Origin of the sequence: Marivita sp. GX14005 (genome assembly GCF_023370775.1) — a bacterium.
In the GTDB taxonomy this organism is placed as follows: Bacteria; Pseudomonadota; Alphaproteobacteria; order Rhodobacterales; family Rhodobacteraceae; genus Marivita.
In genome coordinates this window covers 484,084-499,422 of record NZ_JAMCCQ010000002.1, presented here as the reverse complement: position 1 = coordinate 499,422, position 15,339 = coordinate 484,084, and the positions used below count along the sequence as shown (strand labels likewise).

Here is a 15,339-nt window from a genome sequence, read left to right as displayed (position 1 = left end):
TCAACGCGGCGGGGCGCCTGTCGGATGCCAACGCAGCCTCAAGGCTGCGTAACCGCCGCGTCAACGCGGCGGGGCGCCTGTCGAATGTTGATGCGGCCTTATGACCGCGTCGATGCGTCGTCGGCTTTCGGAATCGTGTATCGTTCGCTATCCTCGCGCCATGCCATTCGTTGCCTATACCACCCTCGACACCGAGCGCGCCGCCGAAGCGCTCGCCCGCCAAGCGGTCGGGGCCAAGCTCGCGGCATGCGTTCACCTCCAGCCGATCACATCGATCTACGAGTGGAACGGCCTTCAGAAAGACGCCGAGATCCGGGTGATGTTCAAAACCAGCCGTGCCGCCTGGCCGGCGCTCAAGGCGATGATCCTGCGCGACCATCCCTATGACGAGCCGGCGCTCTGGGCGCTCGAGATCGCCGATGGCTCGGAGAGTTTCCTCGGCTGGATCGATGCCACCGCGACCGGCTGACCCCTATCACGCGCCGCGCAACTGGCCTATCAACGCGCCATGCTCTCCTACCAACATCTCTATCACGCCGGCAACGCGGCGGATGTTCACAAGCACGCGGCTCTTGCGCTCGTTCTGGATTACATGACGGTCAAGGACAAACCGCTGAGCTATATCGAAACCCATGCCGGGCGCGGGGTGTATGATCTTGGCGCCCCCGAAGCCGTCAGGACGGGCGAGGCCGCGCAGGGTATTGCACGGCTCAAGTCCGGCTTTCCGTCCGATCATCCTTACATCCGCGCTTTGGAGAGATGCCAGAACGGGCTTTATCCAGGATCTCCAGCGGTCGCGCTTGGCCTTCTGCGGCCGCGGGATCGCTTGCATCTTGCGGAGTTGCACCCGATGGAACATTCCGCGCTCAAGGGAAACCTGACCGCTCCGAATGTGAGGATTTACCGGCAGGACGGTTTAGCCCTTGCGCAGAGCCTCTGTCCGCCGGAGCCGCGCCGGGGGGTGATGCTGGTCGATCCGTCCTACGAGGTGAAGGCGGAGTATGGCCGGCTGCCGAAATGGCTGGCCGGGATCACGCGGAAATGGAATGTCGGCGTGGTGATGCTTTGGTATCCTTTGCTGACCTCGCAAGCCCATAAGCCGATGGTCCAACAGATGAAGAAAGATCATCCAGATGCATTGGCGCACGAGGTGCGTTTCCCACCCGCAAGGGAGGGGCATCGCATGATCGGATCGGGGCTTTTCATCGCCAACCCGCCCTACCGGATCGACGCCGGGCTTGCGGGGCTTTCGGCATTGTTCGAGCGCGGAGCATGATGCGCCTTGTCCTTCTCCTGTGCCTTTGCCCGGTGCTGGCGGCTTCGGACGAAATGCGCAAGGTGCCCTATGAGAGCCTGCTGGGCCAACCGAACCGGATCGAAACCTTCGACGGTGTGCCGAGCGCGGTCGAGCCGGGGCTCAATTTCGACCGGCACTGGCGCGCGCCCGGGCTGTCGATCGGGGAGCGGCTTCTGGGCCAGAGCGCGGCGGAGGCCGATACCGGGCATGGGCGGTTCGACCGTCTTCGCGGTCTGCCCGGTGCGCCGCCGCGCGCCGTTCCGGGCGCGCCGGGCCAGAACCTCGCGGTCGCATATCACGACGGGTTCGGTTCGAACGCGCTCTTTCCGCTCGGTCCCGAAGGCTATGCCAGCGCCTCCGGGCGCGGCGAAGGCAGTCTGGCCATCGTCTTCGACGATCCGCAATTCGCCTTCGGCCTGAAACTGCACGCTGAATATCCCGACCCGCTCGGGCAGCGCCCGATGCCCCGCGCGGCACAAATCGCCTTTTACGACGCACAGGCAAGGCGGCTGACGCGGTTCGTCGTTCCCCTGCGGCGCGGCGTGATGGCCCTTGCTTGGCGCAGCGGTTACGGCGTAACGGCGATCACCCTCGAAAATACCGATCCCGGCGGTATCGCCATCGACGATATCCTCTATGAGGTCGAAGATCTCGCCGGATGAGGTTTGCCGTTGGCGAAGCGGGGCTAGCGGCATATATCCAGACCCATGTTTGCAGATTTTCTCAAGCGGCTGACCGCACCCGATCCCGCCCCGCTCGCCGATGGCGATGCGCGGCTTGCCCTTACCGCCCTGCTCGTGCGCGTCGCGCGCACCGATGGCGATTACGACGATAGCGAACGCTCGAGGATCGACCGTATCGCCGCATCCCGCTATGGGCTGACGCCGTTCGAAGCATCCAAGCTGCGCGGCGAGGCGGAATCGCTTGAGGCGGAGGCCCCCGATACGGTGCGCTTCACCTCGGCGATCAAGGAAGCTGTCGCCTACGAGGACCGTATCGCAGTGATCGAGGCGATGTGGCAGGTGGTCCTTGCCGACGGTGTGCGCGAAGCGGAGGAGGACGCGCTCTTGCGCCTTGTTTCCAAATTGCTCGGCGTCAACGACCGCGACAGCGCGCTTGCCCGTCAGAGAGTGGATCCCGACCGATAAGGGCTTGCCGCACGGTCTGACGCTAGGTCAGCTGCCCGCTGGGCGCATGGCCGGCATTTGAAGATTGCATCGCGCCGCGTTTTGCGATCAAGTTGCCTACCGAGCCCTTGTCCAATGCCAGATTGATTACGTGACGCACACGCCTGTCCTCGAAATTCGGAACCTGCACAAGCAGTATGGCGAACTTGAAGTCATCAAGGGTGTCGATATTCTGGCCCACCGCGGCGATGTCGTCTCGCTGATCGGCTCTTCGGGCTCTGGTAAATCCACCTTGCTGCGCTGCGCGAACCTGCTGGAGGACAGCCAGCAGGGCGAGATCCTGTTCAAGGGCGAAGCAGTGGCATGGAAGGGCAGCGGGCTTGGCCGGCATCCGGCCGATCCAAAACAGGTGCTGCGCATCCGCACGAACCTGTCGATGGTGTTCCAGCAATTCAATCTTTGGTCGCATATGACGATCCTTCAGAACGTCATGGAAGCGCCCGTGACGGTGCTGGGGCGCGACCGGGCAGAGGTCGAGACCGCAGCGCGCGGCTATCTCGACAAGGTCGGGATCGGCGATAAATGCGACGCCTGGCCCGCGCAGCTTTCGGGCGGCCAGCAACAGCGCGCCGCCATTGCGCGCGCGCTTTGCATGGAGCCCGAGGCGCTTCTCTTCGACGAGCCGACATCGGCGCTCGATCCGGAGCTTGAGCAGGAAGTTGTCAAGGTGATCCGCGATCTGGCGGCCGAGGGGCGGACCATGCTGATCGTCACACATGACATGAAGATGGCCAGCGATGTCAGCGATCACGTCGTGTTCCTGCATCAGGGCCTGATCGAGGAAGAAGGCGCGCCGGAAGTTCTGTTCGGTGCGCCCAAATCGGAGCGGCTGAGGGGGTTCTTGTCCTCGACCATGGCCGCTTGAGAAATACCAACCGAAAACAGGGAGAACAGACAGTGAAACACATTATCCTCGGCGCCGCGGCGCTTGCGGTTTGCGCATCCTTCGCCTCGGCGCAAGACGACTCGGTCGTTCGGCTGGGCACCGAAGGCGCCTATCCTCCGTATAATTTCATCAACGATGCCGGCGAAGTTGACGGGTTCGAGCGCGCGCTCGGTGACGAGCTTTGCAAGCGGGCGGAGCTGAATTGCGAATGGGTCACGAATGATTGGGATTCCATCATTCCGAACCTCGTTTCGGGCAATTACGATGCCATCATCGCCGGCATGTCGATCACGCCGGAACGTGAGGAGGTTGTCGATTTCACGCAGAATTACACCCCGCCCTCGCCTTCGGCCTTTGCCGCCATGGGTGATGTCGATCTGTCCGGCGCCGTGATCGCGGCGCAGACCGGCACCATTCAGGCCGCACATGTGACCGGGATGGATGGCGCGACGCTGCTCGAATACCCGACGCCGGACGAGACCGTCGCCGCGATGCGGGCGGGTGAGGCCGATGCCGTGCTTTCGGACAAGGATTACCTCATCCCGGTCGTCGAGGGGTCGGACGACATCCAGTTCATCGGTGAGGACATTCCTCTCGGCGGCGGCATCGGCATGGCTTTCCGCAAGAGCGATCCCGAACTGCGCGAAACCTTCGACGCGGCGATCCAGTCGATGAAGGATGACGGCACGCTGAACGAGATGATCATCGAACATCTGGGCGAGGACAGCCCGAGATTCTGATCGCGCGAACCTGTTTCCGGCGCACGGGTCGCGCCGGGAGCCTTCTGCCGAGGACAATGCCATCCTGACCGCCTGCGCCGATCCATCGAGCCTGTCCGGGTTGACGTGGCTGATTTGCTACCTGACCACGGGCAAGCATCTGGCATTCTATGCGTCCTTCGGCACGGTTCTGCTCTTGCTGGCGATCACGGCTCCGGCGGCGCTGGCCTTCGGCTTCGCCGGCGCTTCTGCCGCGCGGTCGCGCGTTGCGCCGCTGCGCTGGATCGGCAAGACCTATATCGCCATCGTGCGCGGCGTGCCGGACATTGCGTTCTTCCTCTTCTTCGTGCTCGCGCTCGACATCTTCTTCGAATGGATCCGGCACGAGATCAAATGCCCCGATTGGGACCAGCCGATCTGGCAGGGCAATGATTTCGTCGTCTGCGCTGCCGCCAAACTGCCCTTGGGCAACGCGCCGCAATGGGTGCATGAAACCTACGGGTTTTTCCTTGCCGTACTGACCTTCGCCATCGTGTTCGGTGCCTTCGCGGCCAACGTTCTTTTCGGCGCCATGCGCGCCGTGCCGCGCGCGCAGCTCGAGACCGCGGAGGCTTACGGCATGTCGCGCCGGCAGGTCTATTGGCGCATCCTCGTGCCGCAGATGTGGATCTACGCCCTGCCCGGCCTGTCGAACCTGTGGATGGTGCTCATCAAGGCCACGCCGCTGCTTTTCCTGCTGGGGGTCGAGGATATCGTCTATTGGGCGCGCGAGCTTGGCGGGGCCAAGACGCCGCGCTTCACCGATTACCCGCATCCCGACTGGCGCATGTGGTATTTCCTGTTCCTTCTGGTCTTCTACCTCGCCTTCACGCGCGTGTCGGAGATCGTGCTGGACCGGATCACCACCCGGTTGCGGCACGGGCAGGCCACGATCGGCGGCACTGCGCAGAGGTCCGCCACGTGAGCTGTTGGCAGACGATCACCGATTACGGCCTGCGCTCCATCGGCATCGGAGAGCGGCTCCTGCCGCGCGACGATTTCACGATCTGCCAGCAATTCACGCTGATCGGATCAGGCATGCTCTGGAACGTCTATTTCGGCGTCCTTGCGCTGGCCGCGGGGTTTTTCCTTGCCACGGCGCTGGCGCTTGGCAAGGCGTCGCGCAACGTCGTGCTGCGCAAGATCAGCGTATGGTTCATCTTCATCTTTCGCGGCTCGCCGCTCTTCATCCAGTTCTTCTTTGCGTATTTCCTGTTCCTGTCGCTCAAGCCGGTCTCACCGATCTTCGATCCGTTCACCTCGGCCTGGCTTGGCGCGCTCGTCGTGCTGTTCTTCAACACCGCCGCCTATTCCGGCGAGATTTTCTACGGCGCACTCATGTCGGTGCCGAGGGGCGATATGGAAGCGGCCGATGCCTACGGCATGAGCGGCTGGCCGCGCTTTCGGCGGATCACCTGGCCGACCATGCTTCGGCTGGCATGGCCGGCTTATACGAACGAGGCGATCTTTCTCTTTCACGCGACGACGCTGGTCTTTTTCTCGGGCTTTCCGGCGTGGCAGCAACGGGGCGACGCGCTTTATTACGCCAACTACTTCGCCGACAAGACATTCAACCCGTTCATCCCCTACCCGATCCTTGCCTTATATTTCATTCTGCTGACGCTTTGCATCATCGCCATATTCGGCGCGGTCAATCGGCGGCTGAACCGCCATCTGCCGACGGGCGCGGTCGCGAGGCTTCGGGTGAAACTGAACCTCTTGCGGTGAAATCTCCTTGCTAAACGGCGGGGCTCCTGCATATTCCTGAATTTGATCAAATTCTGACGCAGTGAAACATGGACCCTCAAATCCGAAACTGGCTTCGCAAGAACCCGCAGGTGCGCACCATTCGCGTTGCGGCATCCGATCTCAACGGACAAGCGCGCGGCAAGCGCGTGCCGGCGCGCTTCGCGGGCAAGGTGCTCGATGGCGGCACACGGTTTCCGCTCTCGGTTCTGAACCTCGACATCTGGGGCGAGGATATCGACGACAGCCCGCTTGTCTTCGAGGCCGGGGATGCCGATGGCGTGCTCTATCCCACCGCGCGGGGTTTCGTGCCGATGCCCTGGCTGGAGGCGCCGAGCGCGCTTCTGCCGCTCTGGATGTATCGCGACAACGGACAGCCCTACGAGGGCGATCCCCGCCACGCGCTCGCCAGCGTCGTGCAGCGCTATGCCGACCGTGGGTTGACGCCGGTGGTGGCAATGGAGCTCGAATTCTTCCTGATCGATGACAGCACCCGCAACCTGCAGGTGCCGGCTTCCCCGCGTTCGGGCAAGCGGCGCAAGGCCGGGGAGATCCTGTCCATTCGCCTGATCGACCAGTTCGACCGCTTTTTCACCGATCTCTACGACGCCTGCGAGGCGATGGACATTCCCGCCGATACCGTGATCTCCGAAGCAGGGCTGGGCCAGTTCGAGATGAACCTGATGCATTGCGACGACGCGCTGCGCGCTGCCGACGATGCGTGGCTCTTCAAGATGCTGGTCAAGGGACTGGCGCGGCGACACGGCTTTGCGGCGTCCTTCATGGCCAAGCCCTACTCCGATTATTCCGGCTCCGGGATGCACACGCATTTCTCGGTGCTGGACAGGAACGGCGACAATATCTTCGACGATGGCGGGCCAAAGGGAACGGATACGCTGCGCCATGCCATCGCCGGATGTCTGAGCGCGATGCATGACAGCACGCTGCTCTTTGCCCCGCATATGAACAGCTACGAACGCCTGGTCCCCGAGGCCCATGCGCCGACCGGGATCGCCTGGGCCTATGAGAACCGCACCACGGCCATTCGCGTCCCTTCGGGCAGCCCGTCCGCGCGGCGCATCGAACATCGTGTGGCGGGCGGGGATGTGAACCCCTACCTGACGCTCGCCGCCATTCTCGGCGCTGCGATGGTCGGGATCGAAGACGCGAAAGAGCCGCCCGAGCCGGTGCGCGGCAATGCCTACGCGCTCGATCTGCCGCAGATCCCCGGCGATTGGTCCTCGGCCGTCGATGCGTTCGAGAAGAGCCGCCTCATACCGCGCATCTTCAGCGCGGAGCTGATCCGCAATCTCGTTCTGACCAAGAAACAGGAAATTCACTACATGAACGAGCTGACCCCCGCCGAACGCGTCGAAATCTATCTCGACACCGTATAGGCCGGCTTGCCACGCTTCGCCGGCCATCATAGCTATCAATCGCAACAACCATCGGTGCTTCATGAAGATCGGAATACTGCAAACCGGACTGGTACCCGAGGCGCTCAGGGACGAATTCGACGAGTATCCGCAATTCTTCGAGCGGCTTCTGGATGGCCACGGGTTCAGCTTCGAAAGCTGGTCGGTGGTAACGGGCGAATTTCCCGACGGGCCGGAAAGCGCGGATGGCTGGCTCATCACAGGCTCGAAACACGGCGCCTACGAAGATCATCCCTGGATTGCCCCGCTGGAAAAGCTCATCCGCGACATCGTCGCCGCGGATCGTCCGCTCGTCGGAGTGTGTTTCGGCCATCAGATCATCGCGCAGGCGCTCGGCGGGACGGTCACGAAATACGAAGGCGGCTGGGTCGTCGGCCAGCAGGACTATGATTACGGCGGTGAAACTCTGACGATCAATGCCTGGCATCAGGATCAGGTGACGGTTGCGCCAGAGGGCGCGAGGCTGGTGGCGCAGGGCAATCACTGCGCCAATGCCGCGCTGCTCTATCCGGGCAAGGCCTATACCGTTCAGCCGCATCCGGAATTCGAGGACGCTTATGTGCAAGGCCTGCTCGATGAGCGGGCAAAGGGCGTCGTGCCCGACGACCTGATCGCCAAGGCACGGGCGCGAATGGGCGGCAGGCTCGACAATCACCGCATGGCGCAGCAATTCGCGACATTCTTTCGGGAAAGGCGTCTGGCATGAAAGAATGGACTGCAACACTTCCCGAACCTGCCGCGCTCTATCTTGAAGGCAAACGGCTCGACGAGGTCGAGTGTATCATCGCCGATCTGCCCGGTATCGCCCGCGGCAAGGCCGTTCCCGCCTCCAAATTTGCGCGGCAGGAGTATTTTCACCTGCCGGATTCGATATTTTTCCAAACCATCACCGGCGACTGGGGCGAAGCTGCCGATGAAAAGGACGGCGGGTTCATCGAGCGGGACATGATCCTCAAACCGGACATGAGCACCGCCACCGCCGCCCCGTGGACCGGCGACTGGACGCTGCAGGTGATCCATGACGCCTATGATCGCAAGGGGCGCCCTGTGCCCTATGCACCGCGCAACGTGCTCAAGCGTGTCGTGCAGCTTTACCGCGATCAGGGCTGGGAACCGGTGGTCGCGCCCGAAATGGAGTTCTACGTCACGGCCCGGAACCTCGATCCGGCAAAGAAGATCGAGCCGATGATGGGTCGCTCGGGCCGGCCCGCCGCCGCGCGGCAGGCCTATTCGATGACCGCTGTCGACGAGTTCGGACCGGTGATCGACGACATCTACGATTTCGCCGAAGCGCAGGGCTTCGAGATCGACGGGATCACGCAGGAAGGCGGCGCGGGTCAACTCGAGATCAACCTGCTGCATGGCGATCCGGTGAAGCTCGCCGATGAGGTGTTCTATTTCAAACGGCTGATCCGCGAAGCGGCGCTGCGGCACGACGCGTTTGCGACGTTCATGGCCAAACCCATCGAGGACGAGCCGGGCAGCGCGATGCATATTCACCATTCGATCATGGAGATCGAGACCGGCCGCAATATCTTCAGCGGACCTCAGGGGGGAGAAACGGACGCGTTCTTTCATTTCATCGGCGGGCTGCAAAAGCATCTGCCGGCGGCAATCGCGGTTCTGGCCCCCTATGTAAACAGCTACCGCCGCTACGTGAAGGATCAGGCCGCGCCGATCAACCTCGAATGGGGCCGCGACAACCGCACCACGGGCATACGGATCCCGCTTGCCGGTCCCGGCAGCCGCCGGGTTGAAAACCGTCTCGCCGGCATGGACTGCAATCCTTACCTCGGCATCGCGGTCTCGCTGGCTTGCGGCTATCTGGGGCTGATGAACGAGGATCGCCCCTCGCGGCAGTTCCGCGGCGACGCCTATGAGGGCGAAGGGGACATCCCGCGTGTTCTGGGAGAGGCGCTCGATCTCTTCGATGAGGCGGAGGCCCTGCACGAGGTGCTGGGGCCGGAGTTCTGTCGTGTTTATTCCATCGTGAAACGCGCAGAATACGAGGAATTCCTGCAGGTCATCAGCCCGTGGGAACGTGAACATCTGCTCTTGAATGTTTGAGGGTGGAGGATCGGACCGGCAAAGCCGGTCCGATCGGTTGGGGGCCAGCCCCCAAACCCCCGGAGTATTTTTGACGAGAAGAAGACGAGGGAGCGTCGTTTGAACCTTTTGTTCTCCAATGACAAGCGCGGCCGCTACCCCGATAGCTGGTATGCGGCCACCGCCGAGCCGATTGCGCCTTTCGCGCCGCTGCAGGGCGCGGCGCGGGCCGATGTCTGCGTGGTCGGGGCGGGCTATACGGGTTTGTCGGCGGCGCTGCATCTGGCCGAGATGGGCGCGGACGTGGTGCTGCTGGAGGCGCATCGCGTGGGCTTCGGTGCTTCGGGCCGAAATGGCGGGCAGCTGGGTTCGGGGCAGCGCCAGGATCAGATCACGCTGGAAAAGATGGTCGGGTTCGATGCCGCGTTGCGGCTATGGCATCTGGCGGAGGATGCGAAGGCGCTCGTGCGGGGATTGATCGCGCGTCATGCGATCGACTGCCATCTGAAGGACGGCGTGGCCTGGGCCGGATCGCGCGATCGGGAGGTGCGCGAATTGCACGGCTATGCGGCGCATCTGGCGCGGCGCTATGACTACACGCAGATCGAAACACTCGATGTGGAGGCGTTTCATGCGCTCTGCCCGTCGCCCGATTACCGGGGCGGGATCCTCGATATGGGAGCCGCGCATCTGCACCCCCTGCGCTTTGCGCTTGGGTTGGCAAGGGCCGCGGATGCGGCGGGCGCGCGACTCCATGAGCGCAGCCATGTGCATGGGATCGAGCGGGGTGACAAGGTGACGGTGCGCACGGATGCAGGTCACGTCGTGGCCGATCACATGATCCTTGCCGCCAACGGCTATCTCGGCGGGCTGGACCGAAGCGTTGCCGCACGGGTCTTGCCGATCAACAATTATGTCGTGGCGACGAAACCGCTCGGAGATGAAGCCGCGAGGGTTTTGACCCGCGATATCGCCGTCGCGGACTCGCGCTTCGTGGTGAATTACTTTCGGCTCAGCCATGACAAGCGGCTGCTTTTCGGGGGCGGTGAGAGCTATGGCTACCGTTTCCCGGAAGATATCGCGGCATTGGTGCGCAAACCCATGAGCACCGTCTTTCCGCATCTCAGGAACGTCGAGATCGACTATGCCTGGGGCGGAACCCTGGCGATCACGATGAAGCGGATGCCGTATCTTGCGCGCCTCGCGCCGAATATCCTGTCGGCCTCCGGCTATTCCGGCCATGGCGTCGGCAACGCGGTGCAGGCCGGAAAGCTCATGGCCGAAGCGGTGCGCGGGACATCGGACGGGTTCGACGCTTTCGCCGGAATTCCCCATGGCGCGTTCCCGGGCGGCGGGATGTTTCGCACGCCGCTCCTGACGCTGGCGATGTCGTGGTATGCGATGCGCGACCGGATCGGCTGGTAGGCGCTATTTCTCGAGCTTGGAAAGCTTGCTCTGCAGCTCGGCGAGCTGCGATTTGATCGCGTCGAGATCCTCGCTGTCATTGGCGGACCGGTCATCGCTCTCGTCCTTGGCGGGGCCGGACCAGCCGGGCGTCATGCCCCCGGTCATCGCCTTGAGCAACGCTTCCTGTTGGGCCTGCAACGCGCCCATGCCCGGCATGCCGGTCATCGGGTTGGCCTTGTTCATCTTCTCCATCCACTTGGACTGGCTATCGCGGAACATCTCGAAACTGGCTGCGAGGAATTGTGGCACCGCGCTTGTGGCCGAGGACGTATAGCTGCGCACCAGATCGTTGAGGATATTGGTCGGCAACACGCTTTCGCCGCGGCTTTCGTGTTCGGCGATGATCTGCAGCAGGTATTGCCGGGTCAGATCGTCGCCGGATTTGAGATCGACGATCTGCACCTCCCTGCCCTCGCGGATGAAGCGCGCGATGTCTTCCAAAGTGACGTAATCGGATGTTTCCGTGTTGTAGAGACGCCGGCTTGCGTAACGCTTGATCAGGAGCGGTTTGCTGTCTTCGGCCACGCTGGCCTCCTTGACGATAGGTTTGCTGCACCGCAGCCTAAGCGCATGTTACGGAAAATGAAAGCGCTCTGCGCATCGCACCGGGGGCGGAAACGCGGTCGAGACCGAAAAAGGGCCGGACCCTTGCAGGTCCGGCCCAAGCATAGCGTTCCAGTTTGGGAGGAGAGAACGCTAAGTCGTGATCTTTTACTTCGCGCCAGCGGTCGCGGTTGCCTTCTTGGCAGCGTTGGTCGCGTCGGCGGTTGCCTTCTTGACAGCGGCGGTCGCATCTTCGGAGAGATCCTTGCCTGCGGCCATCATCAGCTCGACGGTGTCCATCTGGACCTTCTTCGCGATCTCGGCGAAAGCGGCCATCTTCTCCGCAGCGACTTCGGCTTGAGCGGATGCGAAATCGGTCATCGCCTTGGCATAGTCTGCCGGCTCCGCCTTCGCCTTGTTCATCTCGGCAAGCTTGGACAGCGTGTCCTTCGTCCACTTGGAGGAGATCTCGGAGGACTTCTCAGCCGCTTCCAGAGCGACGCCCGACAGCTTCTCGTTCAGAGTTGCCGTGGTCTTGAATGCGTCTTCCATCGATTTGGTATCGACGGGGAATGCGCCCATCATTTCTTTAAGGGTCGCGGTGTAATCGTTGGTCTTAGCCATTGGTCAATTCCTTTCCTGCGCAGCGGGCCCACCCCGCTTGGTCAGCGATGAGAGGTATCTACATGCTGCAGCGCGGCATTTCAAGAGGTTTTTCTGCGTCGCAGCAAAAAACCTCCACCTGCGTCAAGCAGAGGCTTTGACCTTGACATACTCTCCCGGCGCTGGCGCCAGAGACGGGTGATTTTTATCCCCGGTTTTCCGCGCCTTGATCCATCTACCCGACCGTTTTGCGATCCATTTCTCCCAGCGTGGCCACCACGAGCCTTCGGTATATTCGGCACTCGAACGCCACTCGTCGGCGGGCTGGGAAAGGTCGGCATGGGTGTAGTGGCCGTATTTCTTTTTGCTTGGCGGGTTGACGATTCCGGCGATATGGCCCGATTCCGAGAGAATGAACTCCTTGGATTTCGCCCCCATCTTCTGAACGCCGCGATAGCAGTCCTTCCAGGCGGCGATGTGATCTGTTTCGCAGGAGATTGCGCAGAGCGGAACATCGACATCCTTTATGTCGAGCGTATGGCCCATCAGCTCGAACCTGCCCTCGGAGAACTTGTTGTCCTGACACAGTCCGCGCAGATACTGCATCGCCATCTTGCCGGGCAGGTTCGATCCGTCGCCGTTCCAGTAGAGCAGATCGAAGGCGGGCGGGGTCTCCCCCATCATGTAGCTCCTGATGGCCGGGCCGTAGATCAGATCGTTCGAGCGCAGATAGCTGAAGGTCCGCGCCATGATGAAGGATTTGAGGATGCCGGTATCACCGATCTCGGCCTCGATCCCGTCGATGAAATCGTCCTGAAGGAAGGGCGTGAATTCGCCCTGGTCGGCGAAATCGGTGAGCGTGGTGAAAAAGGTTGCCGATTTGATCGACGCATCGCCCCTTTGCTTCATAAGCGACAGCGTGAGATTCAGCGTCGTTCCCGCGATGCAATAGCCGATGGCGTTGACCTTCTCGACGTCGCAGATCTCCTTCACTTCACCGATCGCGCGCAGGTAGCCATCCTCGATATAATTTTCGAGACCGATATCGGCATGGCGTTCGTCCGGGTTGACCCAGCTTACGACAAAGAGCGTATAGCCTTGATCGACAACCCAGCGGATGAAGGAATTTTCCGGTTTGAGATCGAGAATGTAGAACTTGTTGATCCACGGCGGAAAAAGGACGATGGGCGTGTCGCGCACCTTCTCGGTGGTCGGCGCGTATTGGATCACCTCCATCAGATCGTTGCGAAAGACAACATCCCCCTCGGCCGTCGCGATGTTATTTCCGATCTCGAAGGCGTTCTCGTCGGCCAGCCGCACGACCAGCTCGCCGTTATTCGCCTCGAGATCCGCGACAAGGTTCTCTAGCCCCTTCACGAGGCTCTCACCTTCGGTTTCGAGCGCCTTTTGCAACGCATCGGGATTGGTGGCGAGAAAATTGGTCGGCGCGAACATATCGACGATCTGCTGCGCGAAATAGCGCAGGCGGCGCTTTTCGGTCTCGTCCATGTCCTCGATGGATTCGACGGCACCCCGGATTGCATCAGCGTTGATGAGGTATTGCTGCTTGATGAAGTTGAAATACGGGTGCTCGTCCCAGAGCGGGTTCTTGAACCGACGATCCTTTGGGCCGGGATCTGCGGGGGGTTGCAGCTTTCCCTTGGCGAGCGCCTGATGCGCCTCGACATAATGCGTGACGGACTTGCCCCAAAATTCGATCTGATGCTCGATGATCTTGGCGGGGTTTTGCAACCACTCCTGCCAGTAGGCTTGCATCGCCTTGCCATAAAGCGCGCTGTCGGGGCCATGCAGGGCGGGATTGATCTGCTTCTTCTGCGAAATCGCGGTCATGAGCCGCTGTGTGAGCGCTTCGATCTTTTGCAGATTTGCTTCAAGTTCCGCGCTCATTTCCGGCGTTGCAACGTCCGTTGTTGTCATGACTGTTATTCCCCCCTATCTATGCTGCCGTGCAGAATACCGCCGCTTGCGCTGAAAAGCAAAGCTGCGGTTTGGCCGCATGGCGCGGCCTGATGATCAGGAGACAGTGAATGCGTTACATGGTGACATACGATCTCATGGAGACGTTTCGCAATACAAACCAATGGCTTGGCGCAACGGCTCGCACCATGGCCTCCTACCCTGCCTGGGCGATGATGCCCAATCCGGCGATGCAGTGGATGGCCGCCTGGGGCGAAGTGACCGAACGCACATTCGAGCGGATGATCGTCAAACCCGCCTGGGGGATTCGCACGTTTACCTGCAAGGATGGCCGCGACCACCTCGTTGAAATCGAGACCGTCGTGGAACGCCCCTTCGGCAATCTCATTCACTTCAAGGTCGCTGGTCGCGAGGAACAGCCGCGCAAGATCCTGCTGGTTGCGCCCATGTCCGGCCATTACGCGACCCTGCTGCGCTCGACCGTCAAATCGCTGCTCGTCAATTGCGAAGTCTATGTCACCGATTGGCACAATGCGCGGGACATCCCCGTGAGCGCGGGCAAATTCGACGTTGAGGATTACACCCTCTACCTGATGGATTTCATGCGTGCGATGGGCCCCGATACGAACGTCATCGCAGTGTGCCAGCCCGTTCCCTTGACCCTTGCCGCAACCGCTTACCTCGCCGAGCTCGATCCCGACGCGCAGCCGCGAACCCTGACCCTGATCGGCGGGCCTGTCGATCCCGATGCGACGCCCACGGACGTGACCGATTTCGGCCGCCGCGTGACAATGGGCCAGCTCGAGGAAACCATGATCCAGCGCGTCGGCTTTAAATATCCCGGTGTCGGACGCATGGTCTATCCCGGCCTTCTGCAACTTGCGTCCTTCATTTCCATGAATGGCGATCGCCATGCCAGCGCGTTTCTGAACCAAATCCAGAACGTCATGCGCGGCGACGCGTCGGACCATGACCCGCATAATCGTTTCTACGACGAGTATCTGGCGGTGATGGACATGCCGGCGGAGTTTTACCTCTCGACCGTTAATCGCATCTTCAAGCGGCGCGAAATTGCGCAGAACGATTTTCACGTCGCCGGCCACAAGGTCGATATGGGCGCGATCACCCGTGTCGCCGTCAAGACGGTGGAAGGCGCGAATGACGACATCTCCGCGCCCGGCCAGTGTATCGCCGCCCTTGATCTTTGCACCGGGCTTCCGGATGAAAAGAAGGCCTCTCATGTCGAACCCGGCGCGGGACATTACGGTATCTTTGCCGGGCGCAGCTGGCGCAACAACATCCGCCCGATGGTTCTCGATTTCATCGACAGCAATGCAGGCGATGCACCCCGGAGTGGAAAGGCGAAGCCCAAGCCTGCCAATACCAATGTAGCGTGACAGAAAACCGGGGGGCTGGTCGTTTTATCGCAATT

The 15,339-nt window shown here is 61.6% G+C and carries 16 protein-coding genes; 13 read left to right on the top strand and 3 right to left on the bottom strand.

From position 1 onward, the window contains the following. Window positions 1-160: 160 nt before the first annotated feature. The 12 genes from cutA (at window position 161) to M3465_RS08655 (ending at window position 10,781) form a co-directional block, all read left to right on the top strand. Window positions 161-469 (top strand): divalent-cation tolerance protein CutA, encoded by a 309-nt coding sequence (cutA, locus tag M3465_RS08710; protein ID WP_249501341.1) that lies wholly within the window; start codon window positions 161-163, stop codon window positions 467-469. A gap of 39 nt (window positions 470-508) precedes the next feature. Next, complete coding sequence (rlmJ, locus tag M3465_RS08705; protein WP_249501340.1) at window positions 509-1,276, top strand: 23S rRNA (adenine(2030)-N(6))-methyltransferase RlmJ; 768 nt, start codon at window positions 509-511, stop codon at window positions 1,274-1,276. After that, window positions 1,273-1,959: a hypothetical protein gene (locus M3465_RS08700; protein ID WP_249501339.1), complete on the top strand. Its 687-nt coding sequence runs from the start codon at window positions 1,273-1,275 to the stop codon at window positions 1,957-1,959. Before rlmJ ends, M3465_RS08700 begins: the two co-directional genes overlap by 4 nt. A 45-nt stretch (window positions 1,960-2,004) precedes the next feature. Next, window positions 2,005-2,445 carry a tellurite resistance TerB family protein gene (locus M3465_RS08695; RefSeq protein ID WP_249501338.1) on the top strand — a complete coding sequence of 147 codons (441 nt, stop codon included), beginning with the start codon at window positions 2,005-2,007 and terminating at the stop codon, window positions 2,443-2,445. Window positions 2,446-2,575: 130 nt separating this feature from the next. Next, the gene (locus tag M3465_RS08690; RefSeq protein ID WP_249501337.1) at window positions 2,576-3,349 is read left to right on the top strand and encodes an ABC transporter ATP-binding protein; all 774 of its coding nucleotides are present in this window, start codon (window positions 2,576-2,578) and stop codon (window positions 3,347-3,349) included. A 32-nt stretch (window positions 3,350-3,381) separates the two neighbouring features. After that, window positions 3,382-4,110, top strand: a complete 729-nt coding sequence (locus M3465_RS08685) for a transporter substrate-binding domain-containing protein (RefSeq protein ID WP_249501336.1) — start codon at window positions 3,382-3,384, stop codon at window positions 4,108-4,110. Window positions 4,111-4,171: 61 nt separating this feature from the next. Then, window positions 4,172-5,053 carry an ABC transporter permease gene (locus tag M3465_RS08680; RefSeq protein ID WP_249501623.1) on the top strand — a complete coding sequence of 294 codons (882 nt, stop codon included), beginning with the start codon at window positions 4,172-4,174 and terminating at the stop codon, window positions 5,051-5,053. Then, window positions 5,050-5,856 (top strand): ABC transporter permease, encoded by an 807-nt coding sequence (locus tag M3465_RS08675; protein ID WP_249501335.1) that lies wholly within the window; start codon window positions 5,050-5,052, stop codon window positions 5,854-5,856. Before M3465_RS08680 ends, M3465_RS08675 begins: the two co-directional genes overlap by 4 nt. Before the next feature lie 80 nt (window positions 5,857-5,936). Next, window positions 5,937-7,271, top strand: coding sequence for a glutamine synthetase family protein (locus M3465_RS08670; protein ID WP_249501622.1), 1,335 nt, complete (start codon window positions 5,937-5,939; stop codon window positions 7,269-7,271). 61 nt (window positions 7,272-7,332) lie between these two features. Next, on the top strand, window positions 7,333-8,016 hold the full coding sequence (locus M3465_RS08665; RefSeq protein ID WP_249501334.1) for a type 1 glutamine amidotransferase: 684 nt from the start codon (window positions 7,333-7,335) through the stop codon (window positions 8,014-8,016). Continuing rightward, complete coding sequence (locus M3465_RS08660) at window positions 8,013-9,377, top strand: glutamine synthetase family protein (protein ID WP_249501333.1); 1,365 nt, start codon at window positions 8,013-8,015, stop codon at window positions 9,375-9,377. The genes M3465_RS08665 and M3465_RS08660 overlap by 4 nt, the downstream gene beginning before the upstream one ends. Before the next feature lie 99 nt (window positions 9,378-9,476). Next, window positions 9,477-10,781, top strand: coding sequence for an NAD(P)/FAD-dependent oxidoreductase (locus M3465_RS08655; RefSeq protein ID WP_249501332.1), 1,305 nt, complete (start codon window positions 9,477-9,479; stop codon window positions 10,779-10,781). Window positions 10,782-10,784: 3 nt separating this feature from the next. Here M3465_RS08655 and phaR read toward each other — a convergent pair whose 3' ends face one another. The 3 genes from phaR to M3465_RS08640 all read right to left on the bottom strand — a co-directional run bounded on the left by phaR (window position 10,785) and on the right by M3465_RS08640 (window position 13,907). Further along, window positions 10,785-11,348 carry a polyhydroxyalkanoate synthesis repressor PhaR gene (phaR, locus tag M3465_RS08650; RefSeq protein ID WP_249501331.1) on the bottom strand — a complete coding sequence of 188 codons (564 nt, stop codon included), beginning with the start codon at window positions 11,346-11,348 and terminating at the stop codon, window positions 10,785-10,787. A gap of 186 nt (window positions 11,349-11,534) precedes the next feature. Next, entirely contained in the window at window positions 11,535-11,990 is a 456-nt protein-coding gene (locus tag M3465_RS08645) for a phasin, PhaP (RefSeq protein WP_249501330.1), read from the bottom strand. A gap of 123 nt (window positions 11,991-12,113) precedes the next feature. Beyond that, window positions 12,114-13,907, bottom strand: coding sequence for a PHA/PHB synthase family protein (locus tag M3465_RS08640; RefSeq protein ID WP_249501329.1), 1,794 nt, complete (start codon window positions 13,905-13,907; stop codon window positions 12,114-12,116). Window positions 13,908-14,017: 110 nt separating this feature from the next. Between M3465_RS08640 and phaZ the strand changes: the two genes are divergently transcribed. After that, entirely contained in the window at window positions 14,018-15,304 is a 1,287-nt protein-coding gene (phaZ, locus tag M3465_RS08635; protein ID WP_249501328.1) for a polyhydroxyalkanoate depolymerase, read from the top strand. Window positions 15,305-15,339 lie beyond the last annotated feature (35 nt).